Source organism: Mucilaginibacter sp. Bleaf8 (assembly GCF_018390515.1).
Lineage (GTDB): Bacteria > Bacteroidota > Bacteroidia > Sphingobacteriales > Sphingobacteriaceae > Mucilaginibacter.
The window spans coordinates 693,391-713,530 of record NZ_JAHBBK010000001.1 but is presented as its reverse complement, the minus strand read 5'-3'; the positions used below and the strand labels follow the sequence as shown (position 1 = coordinate 713,530).

The window sequence follows — 20,140 nt, the reverse complement described above, 5'->3', positions numbered from 1 at the left end:
CAATCAATATCTTTTCTATGAAAACCAATATCATTCCACCGATTATCCTGGCTTCTAAATCACCGCGCAGGCAGCAATTGTTGCAGCAGATGGATATTGATTTCAAATTGGTGCTTAAAGAGGTTGATGAATCTTATCCTGAAGGCTTAACTCCGGAAGAAGTAGCTGTATACATTGCCGAAAAGAAAGCAAAAGCTTATGACGGTAGCATCACCGATGAGGCAGTATTAACAGCTGATACGATTGTTTGTATTGATGACCTGATATTGGGCAAGCCCGAGTCGGCTGAACATGCTGTTGAAATGTTGAAGCTGTTGTCGGGCCGGGTGCATCGTGTAGTTACCGGCGTATGCATTTTTTATAAAGGCGAGTACAATAAGTTCTTCGATGTATCGGAGGTGTTTTTCCGTAAGCTGACCGACGAAGAAATTACTACCTATGTAGAAAAATATAAGCCTATGGATAAAGCCGGCGCTTATGGTATTCAGGAATGGGTTGGCGTTACGGCCATCGAACGCATTAATGGGTCATACACCAACGTCGTTGGCCTTCCTACCGAAAAAGTTTATCAGCAACTCATCAGACTGAAAAACTTATAAAAATTAAAGCGTTTCTCTATGCAGTGATATTTTTAGTATCCTACTTGCATGGAGAAACGCTTTAATTATTTGCTACTATTTCTTAGACAAGTACAGATTACCTCAATCTTTTTCGGCTATATAACCATCGTACGATATAGCATTACGGTTGGTGATAGTCATTTGTAGCGAGGTGCTGCCTTCGGATGAAACAGTAAAGACCATTTTGCGGAAATATCCGGCATCCTGCGGGGTGATAGTGATGATGGTGTTTCCTTTTTTACCCTGCTTAACATCATAACCAAATTTGGTTGAAGTGAATTTTACGCCACCTTCGGATGAGTTAATTGGCGGATCGAATGTGGTACGGCCAAAGTAGGGCAGGTAAGCAATCACCGAATCGGGGCGTACCTTCACGGCATAATTGTAATTCAAATACACATGCCCGCTGCTGCCTCCAATATTAGGGGTAATGTTAATTAGCCTGCCATTAAGCGAGGTTACACCACCACCAAGCGGGTTTGCATACTGCGCCTGGAATACAAAACGCTTAGCTTCCAATAGCTTTTTTATATCTGCTGCTTTGGCGGCTTTGCGCGCTGTCTTTGTACTATCCTGCGCCCAGGCTGCACTGGTAAAAATAGACAAGCCTATGAAGAGTATTAAATATTTAAACGTTTTCATTCTAATGTGTTTTACTGTTTTAACTAACGTATAACTGGTTATAGAATTATAAGACTAAATAAAAGGCAAATTGTTTAACGTTCAAATAGTTATAAAGCAAAAAAAGCTGCCCTTTCGAGTAGCTTTTTTTTGCTTTATATGTTTAAATGAATTAAATCAGGCTAACGCTGCGGTTAACAAACTCGGTCAGCTCTGCACCGGTTAATAAACCTTGTGAAAGCAGGGCCAAGTCAAACGCTTGTTTGGCTAATTGTGCCTGCGCGCTTTCGTCGGTTGTTTCAATAATGCGGCTAATTAGTTTATGGTTGCCGTTTACTACCACTTTATAGTTATCGGGCAGGTTACCGTAAAAGCCCATACCGCCGCCGCCCATAGCCGCCATATCTTTCATCCGGCGCATAAACTCGTCCATGGTCACGGTTACCGGCAATTCCTCCGGATTTAAGCTTTCCAGCTCTACTTTAAAGCCTGGTTTAGTAATCGCTTTCTCGAAAACTGCTTTTACCTGGTTGCGTTGTTCTTCCGTTAAAACAGTTTCAGGTGCATCATCTTTTTTAATCAGCTTGTCTGCCACATCGGCATCCACACGTTTCAATGAGGTCTTTTCCAGCTTTTGCTCCAGGTGGCCAACAAAGTGGTTGTCAATAGGCGAATTCATCAGCAATACATCGTAACCTTTTTTTGTGGCCGATTGGATGAACGCATCTTGCTTAGCCGGATCGTTGGTATAAAGGTATACCAGCTGGCCGTCTTTATCTGTTTGTACAGGCTCAACCTTTTCTTTGTATTCCGTTAGCGTAAAGTTTTCTTTAGCGGTGTTGGTTAACAAAGTAAAGTCTTTAGCCTTTTCGTAGAATTTATCATCGCTCAAGAAACCGTATTTTACGAACAAGCCAATGTCCGACCATTTTTCTTCATAAGCCTTGCGGTCGGCTTTAAACAACTCACTTAATTTATCAGCTACTTTCTTAGTAATATAAGTGTTGATCTTTTTTACGTTGCTATCGGCCTGCAAGAAGCTACGCGATACGTTCAGCGGAATGTCCGGCGAATCGATTACACCATGCAGCAGCATTAAAAACTCAGGAACTATATCTTTTACTTCGTCGGTAATAAATACCTGGCGGGAGAATAATTTAATTTTGTTGCGCTGAAATTCGAAATCGTTCTTCACTTTCGGGAAGTACAGCACGCCGGTCAGGTTGAAGGGATAATCCACATTCAAATGAATCCAGAACAGTGGGTCTTCCGAGAATGGATATAACTCTTTGTAGAAGTTTAAATAATCTTCGTCTTTCAGTTCAGAAGGTGATTTTGTCCAGATCGGGTTGGTATCATTAATGATATTATCAACCTCAACTGATAAGTATTTCGGTTTACCTTCTTCATCTTCGCCATCGGGCTCCTGCTCGGTTTTAGTACCAAACTTGATAGGGACCGGTAAAAACTTAGCGTATTTGTCCAGAATTTCCTGCAGCTTATACTGGCTCACAAATTCTTCCGATTCGCTGTTTACGTATAAAACAATGTCGGTACCGCGGGTGGTGCGGGTGCCTTCACTAATTTCAAATTCGGTGCTGCCGTCACAAATCCAACGTGCCGGCTCAGAACCTTCCTGGTAAGACAGCGTCTGAATTTCTACCTTATCGGCCACCATAAAGGCAGAGTAGAAGCCCAAACCAAAGCGACCAATGATCTCGTTAGCGTCTTTAGCTTCTTTGAATTTTTCCATGAACTCGGTAGCGCCCGAGAAAGCAATCTGGTTGATGTATTTCTTAATCTCATCAGCCGTCATACCGATACCATTGTCTGATATGGTGATGGTTTTGGCAGTTTCATCAAAAGCTACCTCTACCTGTAACTTGCCCAATTCGCCATTATACTGGCCGAGTGATGCTAGGCGTTTGATTTTTTGCGTAGCATCAACCGCGTTGGATACCAGCTCGCGCAGAAATATTTCATTATCAGAATACAGGAATTTTTTGATGATAGGGAATATGTTTTCGGTGTGGATCGAAATAGTTCCTTTTTCTTGCATATGCGTAGTTTTTTGGATTTAGTGTTTAGTTGCTGAACCTTGTTTATCAAGCCATGTTCCAAAGGCAAAAACCTTGTCAAATTGTCAGCGAAAGCATGTTTGCTTGTAGTAAGAAAACTGCCTGGCCTGTCATTTAGCGCATAAAACTAATTAAATTGCAAAGTAAACACGGTTCCTTTACCTTCAACTGAGTGTACCTGTATATTGCCCTTGTGCATCAGCATAATTTGTTTACATAGGCTTAGGCCAATACCACTGCCTGTTTTACGGGTACTAAAAAAGGGGATGAAAATTTTGTCGAGCAGTTCGGGCGGCATGCCTATCCCGTTGTCTGCTATTTTTAGTACAGCTTTATGGCTGGGCAACACTTCGGCCGATAGGGTTATTTGCGGCTCATCCTGGTCTTTAACCGCTTCAATTGCATTAACCAACAGGTTAATCATTACTTGCTCCAGCAAATTAATGTCAGCCTCAATAGCAAGATTGAAATCTTTTAGCACAATATCCAACTCGATATTTTTCTTTTCGAGGGTGGGCAGCATCAACGTGTTCAGGTTTTCGAACAGATCATAAACCAGGATTTTCTCAAGCTCCAGCTTAGTGATTTTATTGAGGCTGCGGTAGCTTTGGGTAAACTTCAGCAAGCCGTCGCTGCGGCGCTTAATGGTATCAATGCCCAGTTCCAGGTCTTCCAGCTCCGCACTCACGGCACTGTTGGCAATCTGTGGTTGTTGCAGCCGGTTTTTCAGAGTATCTGCCAGGGAAGAGATAGGGGCAACGGAGTTCATGATCTCATGCGTCATTACGTTCAGCAGTTTTTGCCATGCGTTTGATTCCGACTCGTCCATGGCATTGCTGACGTTCTGAAAAGCCACCAGCTTGTATATTTTGCCTTCATTGCGGATGATGCTTGCCGTCAGGAGCACTTTAATAACCTGTTGATCTCTGTTAATAGAAACCACCTTACTATCGCCCACTTTAAGATTGATGATCTCGTGATACAGTGCCGCATCGCGCAGCTCCAATGCATGAATGCTGCGCAGGTAAGGAATGCCCAGCAATTGTTTACAAGCATCGTTGATCCAGCCGGTGTCGCCACCGTTTTGCTCGTAAGAAAGGATGCCTGTACCCACCAGTTCCAAAATATTTTGCAGGTAGTGATACTGCGTTTCGCGCTCGCGGCGTATGGTTTGGTAGGTTTCGTTAATTTCATTAAAGCCTGCTCTTAACTGTTGCACGCTTGCCGGAGCAGTTTTGATAGCATAATGCCTGGAAAAATCGCGGTACTTAACCGCCTCAGCAAACTCGGCAACCTCTTTTTGTATTTTCTTTAAATATTGTATCAGGTTTGCAATCAGGTAAATAATGAAAGGTAAAAGCGCTATATCAAATGCATATTGTGCTTTAATAAAAAAATAAGCAGCAGCCGCTAATAATGCTGATAGCAGCAATACTTTTATAGTTAGCCACCACTCATATTGTTTAAATCTCATACTTGTTCAATCGGCGGTATAAAGCAGTTCGGGTGAGGCCCAGTTCTTTGGCGGCGCGGGTTATGTTGCCGTTATGCTTATCAATCACCTTCAAAATGGCGTTCTTTTCCATTGTGCTTAAAGGCACGTTATCCATATCAGGCGTTTCCGTAACTGATTTTTCCAATGATGAAAACAGCAGATCATCTGCGCCCAGCACAGGTGCATCAGCCATAATTACGGCTCGTTCAATGGTATATTGTAGCTCGCGCACGTTGCCCGGAAAGTTGTATTGCTTTAGCTTTTGTACAGCGGTATGATCAAAATCAATGGCTGATTTTGTGTACTTGGTTGCATATAGCTGCGCAAAATGGCGGGCCAGCAATATGATGTCGTTATTACGCTTGCGTAATGGGGGCATGGTAATCTCCACCGTATTTATACGGTATATCAAATCCTTGCGAAAACGATTTTCGTTTGCCAGTTCCATTAGCGGTACGTTGGTGGCGCAAATTAACCGTATGTCAATATCAACCGGTTTATTGGTGCCCAAACGGGTTACCTGCCGGTTTTGTAATACAGTTAGCAGCTTAGCCTGTTGCTGCAGACTGATATTGCCAATCTCATCTAAAAACAAGGTACCGCCGTGTGCTTCCTCAAAACGACCCATGCGGTCTTCGCGTGCATCGGTAAAGGCACCTTTTTTGTGACCAAACAACTCGCTCTCAAATAATGTATCGGTTAGTGCTCCTACATCAACCTTCACAAACGGCTTGTTTGCGCGCAGTGACCGTTCATGAATAGCCTTGGCCATCAAATCTTTCCCTGTGCCGTTTTCGCCCAGTATGAGTATGTTCGCATCGGTAGGTGCAATTTTATTTACCTTATAAAAGATATCCTGCATTACCTCATCGTCGCCCAAAATGGCCGTAGTGCCGGCCGTGCTTTTTACGCTAACTTTTGCTTGCTTAGGGGCTTCCTTTTTATCCAGTAAATCGGTGATGGTTTCAATCAGCTTTTCGTTATGCCAGGGTTTCACCACAAAGTCGTTAGCACCTTCTTTCAGCGAGCGTACGGCTAGGTCAATATCGCCGTAAGCAGTAATCATAATTACGCAAATATTAGGTTTCCACTCTTTAATTTTGCGAAGCCAGTATATGCCTTCGTTACCTGTATTGATAGCGCTGTTAAAGTTCATATCCAGCAATACCAAATCAACTGCATTGCGGGTAAGCAACGAGTTGATGTTCTCGGGATTTTTTTCGGTAATTATTTCACGAACTTCTGTTTTAAGCAGCAGTTTCACCGCCGTTAATACGTCCGTATCGTCGTCAACAACCAGTACAGTTGCTTTTTTAAGTATCATGTGGGTTCAGTTGTATAAAGTTAAGTTACCTATGATTTCTAAAAGTATAAAATATCTCTGGTTACATCAGCTTTCCTTACTAACCAGCTAACATGTCCTTACAATAGCAATTCAGTATCCATACAACTAAGTAATTGTACATCAGTTAAATGCTGTATTTAACTTGTGTAAGCAACTGTATCGTAAGCGAACACTTGTTGTAATGCAAGCGTACGGCTTTGTATAAGACAATGCTGTAATATGCTGTAAGTTAAGGTTTTAATGTGTGGCACAAGCTTTATATATGTTATTGCAAATTATATTTACACGTGGACAGAGTTATACAGCAAAAAAAATGGAACAGCAAAAGGCTGATGACTATTGGCGGTATTGCCGCCGTGGTAGCATTGGTAGCTGGCAGTGTATATTTAACATCCGGCAAAAGCAAGTTAAATGTGGATGTAGAGCGCATTACCATCAGCGAAGTAAAAAAAGGCCCTTTTCAGGAGTTTATACCGGTTAACGGAACCGTTTTACCTGTTACTACCATATACCTTGATGCAGTAGAAGGTGGCCGGGTTGAAAAACTGTTTGTTGAAGATGGCGCCACCATGAAAAAAGGCGACCCCATACTGAAGTTATCTAATACCGATTTGGAGTTAAATCTGGCTAATCAGGAAACGGCAGTGTTCAACGTACTTACGCAGATGCAGATATCACATGACAACTCGCGCCAGAACACCATCAGCAAGCTAAACCAGATGGCAGAGGTGGAAAGTAGCCTGAAAGAGGCCAGGCGTATTTACGAGCTGGATAAAAAGCTGTACGACCAAAAAGCTATTGGTTTGCAGGAGTTTCAAAAAGCAGAGAATGATTATCAGTATGCACAGCGCAGAAAGCGTCTTACAACCCAGATACTGAATCAGGACTCGACTTCCACTCAGCAGCAAAATTCGCAATCGAAAGAATCGTACGCACATATGAAATCAACATTAGACCTGATGCGCAAAAAGGTAGGAGACCTGGTAGTAAGGGCGCCGGTTGATGGGCAGCTAACTTCCATGGATGCCGAGATTGGCCAGAATAAGAATAAAGGCGAGCGCTTAGGACAACTGGATGTACTATCGGGTTTTAAAGTGCGGGCAGATATTGATGAGCATTACATTACCCGTGTTTTCAACGGTTTGATGGCAGATTTTATCCTGGCTGATAAAACCTACAAGCTCAAAATAAAAAAGGTATACACCCAGGTAAACAACGGCAGGTTCCAGGTAGATATGCAGTTTGACGGCCCCATGCCAAAAGATATTCGCCGTGGCCAAACCTTACAGATACGCCTGGCATTGAGCGATGAAACGCAGGCCTTGCTGGTACCCAAGGGCGGCTTTTACCAGCAAACAGGCGGAAACTGGGTTTACAAGTTAAGCGATGATGGCAAGACCGCCTATCGTGTTGATGTGCAACTGGGACGCCAAAACCCCGACTATTACGAAGTAATGCAGGGCTTAAAACCGGGCGATAAGGTGGTTACATCCAGCTATGATAATTACGGAGATATGCAAGAGCTGGTGCTGAAGCAGTAATATTGAAGTATAACTGAGGAGTGTAAAGCAGAGCGCGATAACGCGCAAACGATATAGATAGAAAATAACGAACAATCACAATTAAAACAATAAAAGCCCGCCCGGTAATTCGGAGGGGTAAGGAGGCCTAATGATACAGATAACAAACCTTGAAAAGTTTTACCGTACCGAAGAGGTAGAAACGATTGCCCTGAATAAACTGAATTTTGAAATTAAAACCGGTGAGTTTGTAGCCATAATGGGCCCATCTGGCTGTGGTAAATCAACGCTGCTGAATATACTTGGCTTGCTTGATGATCCGGACGGAGGTAGCTACCTGTTTAACGGTACAGAAGTGGCTCATTTTAACGAACGCAAGCGGGCCGATCTGCGCAAGCATAATATAGGTTTTGTATTTCAGAGCTTTAACCTGATTGATGAGCTTACAGTATTTGAGAATGTAGAACTGCCACTCATTTATACCGGCGTTAGTACATCAGAGCGCAAAAGCCGGGTAGAGGAAGTGCTTACTAAGATGCAGATTATGCACCGCCGCAACCACTATCCGCAGCAGTTATCGGGCGGCCAGCAACAGCGTGTAGCTATTGCACGTGCCGTGGTAAACAAACCTAAGCTTATACTGGCCGATGAGCCTACCGGTAACCTGGACAGCAGTAATGGCAACGAAGTAATGGAGCTGCTAACCGATCTGAACGAGCAGGGAACAACTATTATCATGGTAACGCACTCCGAACATGATGCCCGCTACAGCCATCGCATTGTACGCCTGTTGGATGGCCAAACCGTGATGGAAAACATAATGATGTAAGCACTTCAAACACATAACATTAAATCGATAATCATGAAAAACCTTTTCACAATCATATTGCTTTTGGGCTGCCTATATACAGCCGCCGCACAAAAGCGCGTACATCAGGAGCTGCATAAAAGCATTCATGATGACGGCGTTACATTGCGTATTGACATACATGGAACATCAGGTGACAAGGCCGTTAGCTACAACAAGAGTTTCGATGTGAAAGGGTGGAGCAAAACTGATAAGGATGCACTGGTTAAACGCATTACCGACTCGCTCGGGGTTGCAGATGCGCCCAAGCCACCTGCTCCGCCTACGCCGCCGACACCTATAAGTAGTTCCACCACGGGCAACCACGATGATTACCATTCTTCTATCAACGATAATGGGAAGACGCTCCACCTCAGCTTTAGCGGTAGCAAACAAGGTAAAGCTTTTAATTACGACCGCACATGGAACGTACAAGGAATGAGCAGCCAGAAAAAGAATGCACTAATCAAGCACATTACCGACTCGCTGGGCATCAGCGAGCATGTTAACCCGGGTACAAAATAAACGGCTATTTTTTTGAATTAGCGTACGCAAGGTATTGGGGGCATCGGTATTGCGCATCACGGCTTTACTCTCACGCGATTTCCTGATTTTGGTAATTATAGCATTTATCGTTGCAGTGCCGGTTGCCTGGTATGCCATGAGTGAATGGTTAAAAGGCTATGAGTATCGCATAAAGCTGGGTTTACCGGTGTTTTTGGTGGCGGCAATAGCAACGATTTTAATTGCATTGCTCACCGTTAGCTATCAAGCCATCAAGGCGGCTTTAGCCAACCCGGTTAAAAGCTTACGAAGCGAGTAAGCCAATAGTGTTCTGATCAATTGTTTAATTAGTAAACATCAAATGCTTTATGTTAAAAAACTACATTAAAACTGCCTGGCGCAATCTTTGGAAAGGCAGAATATTTAACGCCATGAACGTGGTGGGGTTATCGGTAGCCATTGCTTGCTGCACCTTGCTTTTTCTTACTGTTCATTATGAGTTTTCGTATGATCGTTTTCATACCAACCTGAAAGATATTTATCAGGTTTACAGCGTATCTCATCGTCCGCAGGGCGATGATGCCAGTACATCGATGCCGGTTCCTTTCTTGCCGGCTTTAAAGGCCGAATATCCGGAAGTGAAGTATGTAAGCCGCTCGGCAAATAGCGGCGTGGTAGTACGTTATGCCAATAAAGAACTGGACTTGGATGCACATTATGTTGACGAAGACTTTTTGAAGATGTTCACCTTCCCGCTGGCTAAAGGGAATAGCAGTAACGTATTATCTGGGCTTAATAACGTGGTACTTACAGAAGAAGCGGCCAAATCAATTTTTGGTAACCAAGAGCCGATAGGTAAAACTATCTTATTGAAGATAGAAGATAAGCCTGCCAGCTTTATGGTTACCGGAGTTGCTAAAAGCATACCTAGTAATTCGGGGATACTGTTTGATATGCTCATCCGCTTCGAAAACAATTCTATTTATAAGGACAACATTAACCAGTGGGATAACTGGACCCATCTGGTTTTTGTGCAGATGAAAGAAGATTTTGATCCGTCAACCTTTACCCGGCGGATGCAGCCGTTTACCAAAAAGCACTTCACCAGATCTATCGAAGCATTGAAAAGCGATGGTGCAAAACCGGATGCGGATGGTAATGTGTTCTCCCTGCATTTGGCTCCATTTGCCAATAATCACTTCAGCGTAAACATGGGCGGTACGGAAGGCAGCCCGGTAAGCAAAATTTACGTGATCAGCTTACTCATTGTTGGTTGTTTTATTCTCATTATAGCATGTATCAACTTCATCAACCTGTCCATAGCCCGGGCGTTTACCCGTTCGCGCGAGGTGGGCGTACGTAAAACTTTGGGTGCAGGTAAATGGCAGCTACTAACGCAATTCTGGATAGAAACCGTAATGGTTTGCCTGGGTGCTACTATGCTTGGCGTGCTTTTAGCCGGATTGACTATGCCGACATTTAAGGCCATCTTCAGAAGCCATATAACTATCGGTATGTTATTGCAGCCGGCTCAGTTATCGGGCTGTATAATGCTGTTTGCCCTTATTACTGTTATTGCCGGCTTTTACCCCGCATTGATCATGATTCGGTATAAAACGGTTAGCGTACTGAAGGGTAATATGGTAGCTGCCAAGCCGGGTAAATTGCGCAACAGTTTATTAGTGGTGCAATTCTCATTGTCAACTTTGCTTACTATTTGCACCATCATTACCTGGCAGCAAATTCACTATCTTCAAAGTAAGCCGCTGGGCTATAATAAAATGGAGGTTTTAAGTATCCCAACAGGCTATAATGAGGTTGGCTCCAACGTATTACAAATAATGCGTAACAAACTCGGCAACGATCCGGCTGTGCTATCGGTAAGCGGCGCATACAATAATATGGGACGGGGCACCGATGGCTCTATGCGGACCTCAATACAAGGCTTTAATTACAAAGGGCATGAAATACGTACGCATATTGAGCGTGTAGATTACGATTATCTACAAACGATGGATATCAAACTGCTTGAGGGACGCGATTTTTCGCGGACATACAGCGGCGATACCACGGCTATTGTGATTAACGAGGCGATGGCGGCTAAGTTAGGGGGCAAAAATCTGGTAGGTTCCTTCCTGCCAATGAATGACGACAAGAAGCCGGCCCAGATTATTGGCATTGTAAAAAATTACAACTTCCGGTCGTTGCACGAAGAAATTGAACCGTTGACGCTGACGATGAATCCAGAGTATTCCATTAATTACGTGTATGTAAAGGTAAAGCCGGCTAGTTTGGTACAAACATTTGATCGCATACAGAAAAGCTGGCATGCGGAGTTTACTAACACAGAGTTCAGAGGCTCGTGGCTGAATGAAAATACAGAACGGCAGTATCAGGGCGAAAAGCGTTTGTCGGGAATATTTGTAAGTGGGGCCATTATTGCCATCATTATATCGTGCATTGGCTTATTGGCTATTTCAATCATGATTGTGATGCAGCGCAATAAAGAAATTGGTATACGCAAGGTGTTAGGTGCCAGTGTGACACGCATTGTGTTCATGCTTTCGGGCGATTTTGTGAAGCTGGTACTGCTTGCGGCTTTTATTGCTTTCCCGGTTGCATGGTGGCTTATGGACCGTTGGTTGCAGGGCTTTGCTTACCGCATTCACCTGCAATGGTGGGTGTTTGCCGCCGCGGCCTTACTGGCCATGCTGGTTGCCTTTATCACCATCAGTTTCCAGGCTATAAAAGCCGCGGTGGCCAACCCGGTTAAAAGTTTACGCAGCGAGTAAATACAGTTATTAAATACCTAAACTAAATTCGCGCCGGTAAGCAATAGCTTACCGGTTTTTTTGTGCATACGGTGTATCAAAACCGCACAACCTTGTTTCGCAAACGGACAAGTTTAGTGTGTATGATTTGTTGTAAGTTGTTGACATATAATTTGTTATTACATTGGTATGCATTTGAATAGTGGTAGGGTATTAACACAGATATTATTCTAAAATTTCATCGGGGCAACTTAAACAATCCTATATGCTATCACTAAAGCAAATATCCAAATATTATCAAGCTGGCGGCAGCAAAACATACGTACTTAATCGCATCGATCTGGATGTAGACAAAGGCGAATTTATATCTATTATGGGCCCATCAGGCTCAGGCAAGTCCACTTTGCTGAATATCATTGGGATGCTTGATGAGCCATCCGAAGGGTACCATTACCTGCTTGGTGAAGCAGTACATCAGCTAAAAGAAAAACAGCGGTCGGCATTATACAAGCAGAATATAGGTTTTGTATTTCAGGCTTATCACCTGATAGATGAGCTTACCGTTTATGAAAACATCGAAACGCCGCTTATCTACCAAAATGTAAAAAGCAGCGAGCGCAAAGCACTGGTTGCCGATATACTGGATCGCTTTAATATCGTGGGTAAAAAAGACCTGTTCCCTTCGCAGCTTTCGGGCGGACAACAGCAATTAGTAGGCGTTGCACGTGCCCTGATTGGCAAACCTAAGTTGCTTTTGGCCGATGAGCCTACCGGCAACCTGAACTCAAAGCAGGGCGAGGAGATCATGGAGCTTTTCAGTAAGCTGAACAAAGAGGATGGTGTAACGATTATCCAGGTTACACACTCAGAAAAGAACGCCCAGTATGGTTCGCGCATTATCGAGCTTCTGGATGGTAAAATCGCATCATCAACCCTTATCTGATATGGCTATGCGTTATTTTTATCCTATCGCCATTTTGATTGCCATACTAACCGGCAACAAGGTATTTGCGCAAACCGATTCGGTTTACAGCTTACAACAATGTATTGATATTGCCGTACGTAATAATCTGGATGTTAAGAAGAGCGAGTTTGAGATGGAGCGAAGCCGTATATACTGGCAGCAGCAGCGGGCAAATTTGCTGCCTACATTAAACGGCACGGTTAATCATGGCTTAAGTAATGGTCGTGGTTTAGATCCGTTTACCAATACTTATCTTAATCAGAGCATCACATCGGCCGATTATAGCGCCAATGCGAGCTTGGTACTTTTTAACGGCTTATCTATTCAAAACAGTATCAAGCGCACCGCTTTAGCCTACCAGGCCGGGCAAATGGATTTCCAGCAGGCAAAAAATGATATTACATTAAATGTAATTACTACCTACCTGCAAGCCATCAGCAACTCGGATTTAATGATACAAGCTAAAAACCAGGCCGAAGTATCGCGCCAGCAGTTGCAACGGCTGGAAGTACTTAACAAAAACGGCGCAGTAAAACCATCAGATTATTATGATGTAAAAGGCCAGTATGCTACCGATCAGATCAATGTTATCAGCGCCCGTAACTCGCTTGAGGCATCCAAGCTTAATTTGTTGCAAATAATGAATGTGCCTTACAGCCGTTCCATAACCTTGCAACGGCTTACAGCCAGCGAGGTGCCCGGTAAATACACAGCTACACCTAACCAAGTATTTGACATTGCGCTGCAAGATTTACCTTATGTAAAAGCAGCCAGCTTGCGCAGGCAAAGTGCCGAAAGGCAGGTAAAAGCAGCAAAAGGAAGCCTGTTACCTATATTAGCGCTTAGCGGCGGTATTGCCACGCGCTATTCGAGCGCCGCCCAGCGTTCAACGCTTATTGATTCAGCAGAAGTGAATACCGGATCTTACATCAAAACACCTTCGGGTAACCAGGCCGTATACGCTACAGATCGTATTTATAGAAATGAAAAGATTGGCTATATGAGCCAGTTCAAAAATAACTACAACACCCAGGTTAATCTTGGTTTACAAATTCCGATTTTGAATGCGTTTCAAAGCCGTAACCGGGTGGCTTTAGCCAAAATTGATTTGCAGGAGGCAAAGTACGTAGAGGAGAGTACCCGTATAAAGCTTAGGCAGGATGTTGAACAGGCTTACCTGAACATGACCACCGCTTACGAGCGGTACCAGATTTCGACAGAACAGGTAGCTGCCTTTCAGGAGTCTTTTCGTACGGCCGAAATTCGCTTTAACTCCGGTGTGCTCAACTCGGTAGATTATATTGTAGCCAAAAACAACTTGGATAGGGCCAATAACAACCTGATCAACGCACGGTACGATTACTACATCCGTACCAAAATATTGGATTACTATCAGGGGCGCTTGTCGTTATAGTAGTGTTAGCTTACTTTGCAGCGGAAAGTCACTAACAAACCGCACAAAATTTAAATTGCGTTGTTAGGCCTATACACTTGAATACTTATGAAAAAACTATTTTACCTTTTGGCATTAAGCCTGCTAACGGCAGGTTCCGCATCGGCACAATTGTTACCTACCTTTCAATTTGGTGCAAAAGCTGGTGTCAATCTATCACAGTTTTCAACCGATAATACACTGAGCAGTGATAGCCGTGCCGGTTACTTGGCTGGTTTTTGGGCAAGAATAGGCGGTGCTGGTGTACACTTTCAACCAGAGCTATACATTACCGGTAAAAATGTAGATATTAAAGGCAGCGACGGCGCAGTTAACCGCGCTAAGTTTACCAGTATTGATGTACCGCTGTTAGTAGGTACCAAATTTGGTGCGTTGGGCTTTGGTGGCCGCTTAAATACCGGTCCGCTATTGTCTTTTGCCATAAATAAAGATCAGGATCAGAATTTTGGTACTCAGGTTGGTAACGCCACCCACTTGCGCTATAAAGACGCCAATTATGCCTGGCAGTTTGGTGCAGGCCTGGATATTCAACGGGTATCGCTTGATTTACGTTATGAGCTGGGTTTAAATAAAGTAAGCAACGATGTGGGCGATAAAACACGCATCAATATGTTTAATCTTACTCTGGGTTACCGCTTATTTGCGCTATAAGCTGCAAGCTTAATTAGCTAAATAAGAAAGGCCTCTTGTGCAATTGCGCAAGAGGCCTTTCTTATTTGCACGTTTAAACAGATAATGGAATTTAACTGAAACTATAATGATTTGCCTTTGTTGGATTTTTAGTGACTGATACTAACACATATCAAAATTAAAATCTATCATGAAAGCAGCAGTATTTCACAAACCCGGCGATATCAGCTATGATACCGTGGAAGATCCGAAGATTGAAGAAGGTAGTGACGTTATTTTGAAAGTAACCTCAACCGCAATTTGTGGATCTGATTTACATATTTACGATGGGGGCATCCCGCAAGCAAAAGACCTTATTATGGGTCATGAGTTTATGGGAGTAGTAGAAGAGGTTGGTCCGGCGGTAAAGAACCTGAAACGGGGCGACCGCGTAGTAGTACCTTTCCCTATCGCCTGTGGCCATTGCTTTTTCTGTACGCATGGTGCAAGTCCGCACTGTGAAAATTCCAATCATGAGCACTATGGCCCTAACGGTGATTTGCTCGACCAAAAAGGTGGTGCACTGTTTGGTTATACCGACCTGTATGGCGGTTACAGCGGCGGGCAAGCCGAGTACGTACGTGTACCTTACGCTGATGTGAGTCCGCGCATTGTGCCTGATAACATGACCGATGAGCAAGTGTTGTTCTTAACCGATATTTTCCCGACAGGATGGTCGGCTATTGACTGGGCGCAATTAAAAGGTGGCGAAGTTGTGGCAATTTTCGGCTCGGGCCCGGTGGGGCTGATGGCGCAGAAAGCAGCCTGGATCAACGGTGCAAGCCGCGTGATTGCTATTGACCCGTTGGATTATCGTTTAAAGCGAGCTAAAGAAGTAAATAAAGTAGATACCATTAACCCGAATAAGGTTGATCCGATCGAAGCCATCCGTGAGATGACAGGTGGCCGCGGCGCGGATGTATGTGTAGACGCGGTGGGTTTTGAAGCTGAACGTAACATGCTCGAAAAGCTGAAAGCAACGCTTAACTTTGAAAAAGGCAGTTCCAAAGTACTCGAAAACTGTTTTAAAGCAGTGCGCCGGGGTGGTACAGTAACCGTGGTAGGCGTTTACGGCACGCCTTATGATAACTTCCCGGTACACCGGATGTTTGATAAGGGTATCACCATCAAACAAGGCCAGGCACCGGTGCTAAACTATATTGATCACCTGATTGAGCTGGTAAAGCAGGAAAAGGTAGTGCTGGATGATATCATTTCACATAAGCTTCCGCTAAGTGAAGTTGCACATGCGTTCGATATCTTTAAAAATAAACAAGACGAATGTGTAAAAGTGGTACTGAAACCACATGGCATGTAACTCCAATTAACCAACAAAAAGGCGCTATGTATTATACATAGCGCCTTTTTGTTTACTACTACTTGTATAGTTTACGCGCCGGTTGCTACCGTAATAGCAAGCACTGTGATAAATCCTATCATAAATACGATAGCGTATGTGAGTGTAACAAATGACATTTTAGTGAAGGTACGGATACTGCTGCGATGGTATACTGTTTTAAGTGAACGGAACACATACCAGCCAATTACCCCTATAGCAAATAGTATGATAAGTCCTTCCATAAAACCTTCTGGCAGCGCCATCTGCAAAAGCATTAGTGCAGCTAAAAACAGAAACAGGAAGCAATGCAGGTGTATACTGTAAATTAAGTGCTCTACATAAAACTTTTTATTTTTATAAAACGCCAGTTTAAGCAGCAGCGCAAAAAGCGGCAACATAATAAACATCATTTTAGGAATGTTATGTAAAAGCGCTTCCCAAAAAGCTTCTTTTATTTCTTCCGAGCTTTTACCTTTTTTGCTCCAGGCGTAAGCTTTCTTTACAGCCATACGTTGTATCCAGCCATCACGGTCTTTGGCTGATAGCTTTTTTTGTTGTTCCAGATAGCTTTCGTATGTTTTCGGCGCTTTACCATCGCCGTCTATCACGTGGTCTAAAGTGCCGCCTTCGTCATTTTTAACTTTCTTGTCTTTTTGCTTGCTCTCAATGGTTTGCTGTATAGATTGCTTTTGCTTGGCAGACAACATTGGGTTAACGGCAATTGCTTCGTTGATTTCTTTTTGCTGCTCGGTAGAAAACTCGCTGTTACCTTCAATCTGAACTGCATCAGCGGAATGCGAAACTTTAAACAATAACAGGAAATACACAAGACTGATGAAGATATACATCTTTACCGGGTGCAGGTACTGCGCCCGTCTGCCTGCCATGTATTCGTTGGTAAGCTTGCCCGGTTTCAGGAACAGCGGCCGCAGGGTGTGGAAAAATTGATGGTCAAAATGGAAGTAATCGCTTACGGCATGGTTAAGCATGTGGCCAAAGCTTTCTTTGATCTGCAAATTTTCCTGGCCGCAATGGTGGCAAAACTTACCACCTAATTCGGTTCCGCAGTTCAAACAATCATTTTCGTGACGGTAGTGCTTTTTCATTCACTAAGGTTGAATAAATTGTGTTAAGGAATCTGCCAGGATTTGAATCACCCTGGCAGAAGTTAAATCATCTGAAATATATAAATTTTTAAGCGTGCTTTATAGCATTTTCTAAAGCTGCGTTTCGTTTATAACGGAATACAAACGGAAATACCAAAGCTATTACCAGTGCGTAGGCTGCAAAGCAAAGCCAGATGTTATGCCAATCCTTGCTCTTATCGGAAAAGGTGAAGAAATTGTCAATCAGGAAGCCACTGGCAATGCTGCCGAACATGGCACCAAAACCGTTTACCATCATCATAAACAAACCTTGTGCACTTCCACGAATAGCAGGCGTAGTTTGCGTTTCAACGAATAAGGAGCCGGATATATTAAAAAAGTCGAAAGCCATGCCATAAACAATGCATGAAAGAACAATCATCCATAGGCCACCTGCCGGATCGCCAAAAGCAAATAAACCAAACCGTAATACCCAGGCCACCATGCTGAACAACATGACGTATTTAATGCCAAACTTGCGTAAAAAGAACGGAATAGCCAGAATAAATAAGGTTTCAGATATTTGAGAAATGGACATGATAATAGCAGGGTATTCAACTGCTATTGAGCTTTTGTATTTATCTATTTTAGCAAAGTCGTGTAAAAACGTATCACCGTAGGCATTGGTTAATTGTAGCGCTGCACCCAGCAACATTGAAAACATGAAGAAGATAGCAAACTTGGGCTGCTTAAATAAAGCAAATGCATTTAGTCCAAGTCGGTTTCCTAACGATTGATTGTCGTTTTTACCTAACAATGGTGGGGCTTTAGGTAAGGTAAAGGCATACAGGCCCAAACCCAATGATACAGCTGATGCAATGTAGAACTGATTGGCAGATGTTTCGTTATGGGTTAAGCTAACAGTCCATAGCGCAGCAATAAAGCCTATAGTTCCCCATATACGGATAGGTGGGTAATCTCTTACTACATCGAGGTTGCACTGTTTAAAGGCTGAGTAAGCAACAGTAATAGATAGTGAAAGGGTAGGCATGTAAAATAACATATTTAACAGCATAACCCAGAAGAATGTGGCGGGATTTGTAACTAAAGGTAAACTGAACAGCACCAGTGAACCTAAAATATGCAAGATGCCATACAGCTTTTCGGCATTAATAAAGCGGTCAGACAGAATGCCGATTAGAGCAGGCATAAAAATAGATGAAATACCCATTGTAGAGAAAATAGCCGAAAACTGTGCGCTAGACCAATGCTTATTCTGAAACCAATAAGTTGCAATTGTGAGTAGCCACGCTCCCCAAATAAAAAATTGCAAAAAATTCATCAGAATCAAGCGAAACTTAATATTCATAAAGTGCCCGTTTTTAAAAACAAGTTATAATCAATGTTAAATTAAAAGACGAAAATTAGGGAAATAATGCGGGATTAGAAAACGCTATCTCAGCATTACGTAATAATACAAGAGCAGCCCCCGGGAGCTGCTCTGTTTATATCAGATTCATAATTTTAAGATAGGGTATATCATTAATGCGTTCAGGGAAACTGAAAAGGTTAAGATGCCTTACGTTTGTTTAATTCGTCACGTATTTTGGCTGCCTTTTCATAAGCTTCTTCTGTAAGGGCTTCCTGTAATTTGGCTTTCAGTTCGTCCTCACTCAACGAGGCATAATTAGCCGCACCTGATGCTGCCGGTTTGTCTTCAGCAGCCTCGCCAATATTTTCAAGGTATACAAAATCATTACCTTCAATCACAATACCCGCAGTTGAAAGTATAAACTCGTGGGTATATATAGGACAATCAAAACGTACAGCCATTGCAATAGCATCAGAAGTGCGTGCATCGATTTCCACATTCTTTTTACCATCCGAGCAGATCAGTTTGGCATAAAAAATTCCATCAACCAGATTGTAAATAATTACTTCCTGAATGGTGATATGGTAAGCTTGCGCAAAGCTTTTAAACAAATCATGGGTAAGCGGGCGGCTTGGCGTCATTTTTTCAATTTCAATAGCAATGGCCTGCGCCTCAAAACTGCCAATGATGATGGGCAGCCTGCGGCGTCCGCTCACTTCGCCCAAAACCAAAGCATATGCGCCCGATTGTGTTTGGCTGTAAGATAAGCCTACAATGTCGAGCTTGATTTTTTTCATGTTATTACCCATCACAACAAACCTTATTGTTTTAAGATTAACGGCATTATTCGTGCCGTAATCGGTTAGGATACGCTAAATGTATCTTGCAAGTATTTTAATTATTCAATAAACCCAGCACCGTGCCCTTTGTTGCGTTTAAGTGCATACTTTTAAATCTATTTTTGTCCTGCTCTAGCATTTTAAAGCAATAAGCTGCTTTGTTTGTAGGCGGGTTTACATACAAACAGTACATTTGCACCCATGTTGCAGCCGCATGTAATTGGACTGCACAAAATTAATCAAAAAAAACACAGTTAAAAATGCAGGCAAACCGGTTACAAAAATTGCTGGAATTTTTAGAAAATGAGCCTAACGACGAATTTTTACAATACGCGCTGGCTACAGAATATTTGCGCCTTAGTGAAACCGATAAGGCATTATATTATTATGAAAAGCTGGTAAACGAGCATCCCGGCTACACCGGTACTTACTATCACCTGGGTAAATTATACGAAACACTTAACCGTAAGGACGAGGCCATTGCTACCTATCAAAAAGGTATGCAGATTACCCGCGAAAAGCGCGATAACCATGCTTATTCCGAATTGCAATCGGCCTACAACCAGGCAAGCGGCCTTTTTGATGATGACGATGATGATTATTAAGTGAAGGCAACTG

18 protein-coding genes are annotated in these 20,140 nt (G+C 43.0%); 11 read left to right on the top strand and 7 right to left on the bottom strand.

The genetic code is table 11. The annotated features are described in order from the left end of the window. Positions 1 to 17: 17 nt before the first annotated feature. Positions 18 to 599 carry a Maf family protein gene (locus KHS38_RS03045; RefSeq protein WP_213486938.1) on the top strand — a complete coding sequence of 194 codons (582 nt, stop codon included), beginning with the start codon at positions 18 to 20 and terminating at the stop codon, positions 597 to 599. Between the two features lie 102 nt (positions 600 to 701). Here KHS38_RS03045 and KHS38_RS03040 read toward each other — a convergent pair whose 3' ends face one another. The 4 genes from KHS38_RS03040 to KHS38_RS03025 form a co-directional block, all read right to left on the bottom strand. Next, positions 702 to 1,262, bottom strand: a complete 561-nt coding sequence (locus KHS38_RS03040; RefSeq protein WP_213486936.1) for a DUF4251 domain-containing protein — start codon at positions 1,260 to 1,262, stop codon at positions 702 to 704. 151 nt (positions 1,263 to 1,413) lie between these two features. Continuing rightward, positions 1,414 to 3,300 (bottom strand): molecular chaperone HtpG, encoded by a 1,887-nt coding sequence (htpG, locus tag KHS38_RS03035; protein ID WP_213486934.1) that lies wholly within the window; start codon positions 3,298 to 3,300, stop codon positions 1,414 to 1,416. Between the two features lie 146 nt (positions 3,301 to 3,446). After that, on the bottom strand, positions 3,447 to 4,793 hold the full coding sequence (locus KHS38_RS03030) for a sensor histidine kinase (protein WP_213486932.1): 1,347 nt from the start codon (positions 4,791 to 4,793) through the stop codon (positions 3,447 to 3,449). Then, positions 4,783 to 6,138 carry a sigma-54-dependent transcriptional regulator gene (locus KHS38_RS03025; protein ID WP_213486930.1) on the bottom strand — a complete coding sequence of 452 codons (1,356 nt, stop codon included), beginning with the start codon at positions 6,136 to 6,138 and terminating at the stop codon, positions 4,783 to 4,785. The genes KHS38_RS03030 and KHS38_RS03025 overlap by 11 nt, the downstream gene beginning before the upstream one ends. 308 nt (positions 6,139 to 6,446) lie before the next feature. Between KHS38_RS03025 and KHS38_RS03020 the strand changes: the two genes are divergently transcribed. From KHS38_RS03020 to KHS38_RS02980, 9 genes are all read left to right on the top strand, one after another. Next, positions 6,447 to 7,700 (top strand): efflux RND transporter periplasmic adaptor subunit, encoded by a 1,254-nt coding sequence (locus tag KHS38_RS03020; RefSeq protein WP_213486928.1) that lies wholly within the window; start codon positions 6,447 to 6,449, stop codon positions 7,698 to 7,700. A gap of 130 nt (positions 7,701 to 7,830) precedes the next feature. Continuing rightward, a complete protein-coding gene (locus tag KHS38_RS03015) occupies positions 7,831 to 8,508 on the top strand; it encodes an ABC transporter ATP-binding protein (protein WP_213486926.1) in 678 nt (225 codons plus the stop codon). 33 nt (positions 8,509 to 8,541) lie between these two features. Then, positions 8,542 to 9,051 carry a hypothetical protein gene (locus tag KHS38_RS03010; RefSeq protein ID WP_213486924.1) on the top strand — a complete coding sequence of 170 codons (510 nt, stop codon included), beginning with the start codon at positions 8,542 to 8,544 and terminating at the stop codon, positions 9,049 to 9,051. A gap of 34 nt (positions 9,052 to 9,085) precedes the next feature. Then, a complete protein-coding gene (locus KHS38_RS03005) occupies positions 9,086 to 9,349 on the top strand; it encodes an ABC transporter permease (RefSeq protein WP_213486922.1) in 264 nt (87 codons plus the stop codon). A 49-nt stretch (positions 9,350 to 9,398) separates the two neighbouring features. After that, positions 9,399 to 11,822, top strand: a complete 2,424-nt coding sequence (locus KHS38_RS03000) for an ABC transporter permease (RefSeq protein ID WP_213486920.1) — start codon at positions 9,399 to 9,401, stop codon at positions 11,820 to 11,822. A 244-nt stretch (positions 11,823 to 12,066) separates the two neighbouring features. Beyond that, the gene (locus KHS38_RS02995; protein ID WP_213486918.1) at positions 12,067 to 12,744 is read left to right on the top strand and encodes an ABC transporter ATP-binding protein; all 678 of its coding nucleotides are present in this window, start codon (positions 12,067 to 12,069) and stop codon (positions 12,742 to 12,744) included. Continuing rightward, a complete protein-coding gene (locus KHS38_RS02990) occupies positions 12,686 to 14,179 on the top strand; it encodes a TolC family protein (RefSeq protein WP_249665259.1) in 1,494 nt (497 codons plus the stop codon). Before KHS38_RS02995 ends, KHS38_RS02990 begins: the two co-directional genes overlap by 59 nt. 87 nt (positions 14,180 to 14,266) lie before the next feature. After that, positions 14,267 to 14,869, top strand: a complete 603-nt coding sequence (locus tag KHS38_RS02985; RefSeq protein ID WP_213486916.1) for a porin family protein — start codon at positions 14,267 to 14,269, stop codon at positions 14,867 to 14,869. A gap of 169 nt (positions 14,870 to 15,038) precedes the next feature. Continuing rightward, a complete protein-coding gene (locus KHS38_RS02980; protein ID WP_213486914.1) occupies positions 15,039 to 16,205 on the top strand; it encodes a zinc-dependent alcohol dehydrogenase in 1,167 nt (388 codons plus the stop codon). Positions 16,206 to 16,276: 71 nt separating this feature from the next. Here the strand turns inward: KHS38_RS02980 and KHS38_RS02975 are convergent, their stop codons facing one another. The 3 genes from KHS38_RS02975 to KHS38_RS02965 form a co-directional block, all read right to left on the bottom strand. Continuing rightward, entirely contained in the window at positions 16,277 to 17,332 is a 1,056-nt protein-coding gene (locus KHS38_RS02975) for a DUF3667 domain-containing protein (protein ID WP_213486913.1), read from the bottom strand. Positions 17,333 to 17,420: 88 nt separating this feature from the next. Further along, positions 17,421 to 18,680, bottom strand: a complete 1,260-nt coding sequence (locus tag KHS38_RS02970) for a nucleoside permease (RefSeq protein WP_213486912.1) — start codon at positions 18,678 to 18,680, stop codon at positions 17,421 to 17,423. A 200-nt stretch (positions 18,681 to 18,880) separates the two neighbouring features. Next, the gene (locus KHS38_RS02965) at positions 18,881 to 19,480 is read right to left on the bottom strand and encodes a bifunctional nuclease family protein (protein WP_213486911.1); all 600 of its coding nucleotides are present in this window, start codon (positions 19,478 to 19,480) and stop codon (positions 18,881 to 18,883) included. A 302-nt stretch (positions 19,481 to 19,782) separates the two neighbouring features. Here KHS38_RS02965 and KHS38_RS02960 point away from each other — a divergent pair, with 302 nt between their 5' ends. Further along, on the top strand, positions 19,783 to 20,127 hold the full coding sequence (locus KHS38_RS02960; RefSeq protein WP_213486907.1) for a tetratricopeptide repeat protein: 345 nt from the start codon (positions 19,783 to 19,785) through the stop codon (positions 20,125 to 20,127). The last annotated feature ends 13 nt before the right edge of the window (positions 20,128 to 20,140 follow it).

Excerpts from the sequence above, each read along its gene's own strand:
- KHS38_RS03025 (WP_213486930.1), bottom strand. The coding sequence starts at position 6,138 with ATGATACTTAAAAAAGCAACTGTACTGGTTGTTGACGACGATACGGAC.
- KHS38_RS03040 (WP_213486936.1), bottom strand. The coding sequence starts at position 1,262 with ATGAAAACGTTTAAATATTTAATACTCTTCATAGGCTTGTCTATTTTT.
- KHS38_RS02970 (WP_213486912.1), bottom strand. The coding sequence starts at position 18,680 with ATGAATATTAAGTTTCGCTTGATTCTGATGAATTTTTTGCAATTTTTT.
- KHS38_RS02965 (WP_213486911.1), bottom strand. The coding sequence starts at position 19,480 with ATGAAAAAAATCAAGCTCGACATTGTAGGCTTATCTTACAGCCAAACA.
- KHS38_RS02975 (WP_213486913.1), bottom strand. The coding sequence starts at position 17,332 with ATGAAAAAGCACTACCGTCACGAAAATGATTGTTTGAACTGCGGAACC.
- KHS38_RS03030 (WP_213486932.1), bottom strand. The coding sequence starts at position 4,793 with ATGAGATTTAAACAATATGAGTGGTGGCTAACTATAAAAGTATTGCTG.
- KHS38_RS02985 (WP_213486916.1), top strand. The coding sequence starts at position 14,267 with ATGAAAAAACTATTTTACCTTTTGGCATTAAGCCTGCTAACGGCAGGT.
- KHS38_RS03015 (WP_213486926.1), top strand. The coding sequence starts at position 7,831 with ATGATACAGATAACAAACCTTGAAAAGTTTTACCGTACCGAAGAGGTA.
- KHS38_RS03010 (WP_213486924.1), top strand. The coding sequence starts at position 8,542 with ATGAAAAACCTTTTCACAATCATATTGCTTTTGGGCTGCCTATATACA.
- KHS38_RS02960 (WP_213486907.1), top strand. The coding sequence starts at position 19,783 with ATGCAGGCAAACCGGTTACAAAAATTGCTGGAATTTTTAGAAAATGAG.
- KHS38_RS02995 (WP_213486918.1), top strand. The coding sequence starts at position 12,067 with ATGCTATCACTAAAGCAAATATCCAAATATTATCAAGCTGGCGGCAGC.
- KHS38_RS02980 (WP_213486914.1), top strand. The coding sequence starts at position 15,039 with ATGAAAGCAGCAGTATTTCACAAACCCGGCGATATCAGCTATGATACC.
- KHS38_RS02990 (WP_249665259.1), top strand. The coding sequence starts at position 12,686 with ATGGTTCGCGCATTATCGAGCTTCTGGATGGTAAAATCGCATCATCAA.
- KHS38_RS03045 (WP_213486938.1), top strand. The coding sequence starts at position 18 with ATGAAAACCAATATCATTCCACCGATTATCCTGGCTTCTAAATCACCG.
- KHS38_RS03000 (WP_213486920.1), top strand. The coding sequence starts at position 9,399 with ATGTTAAAAAACTACATTAAAACTGCCTGGCGCAATCTTTGGAAAGGC.
- htpG (WP_213486934.1), bottom strand. The coding sequence starts at position 3,300 with ATGCAAGAAAAAGGAACTATTTCGATCCACACCGAAAACATATTCCCT.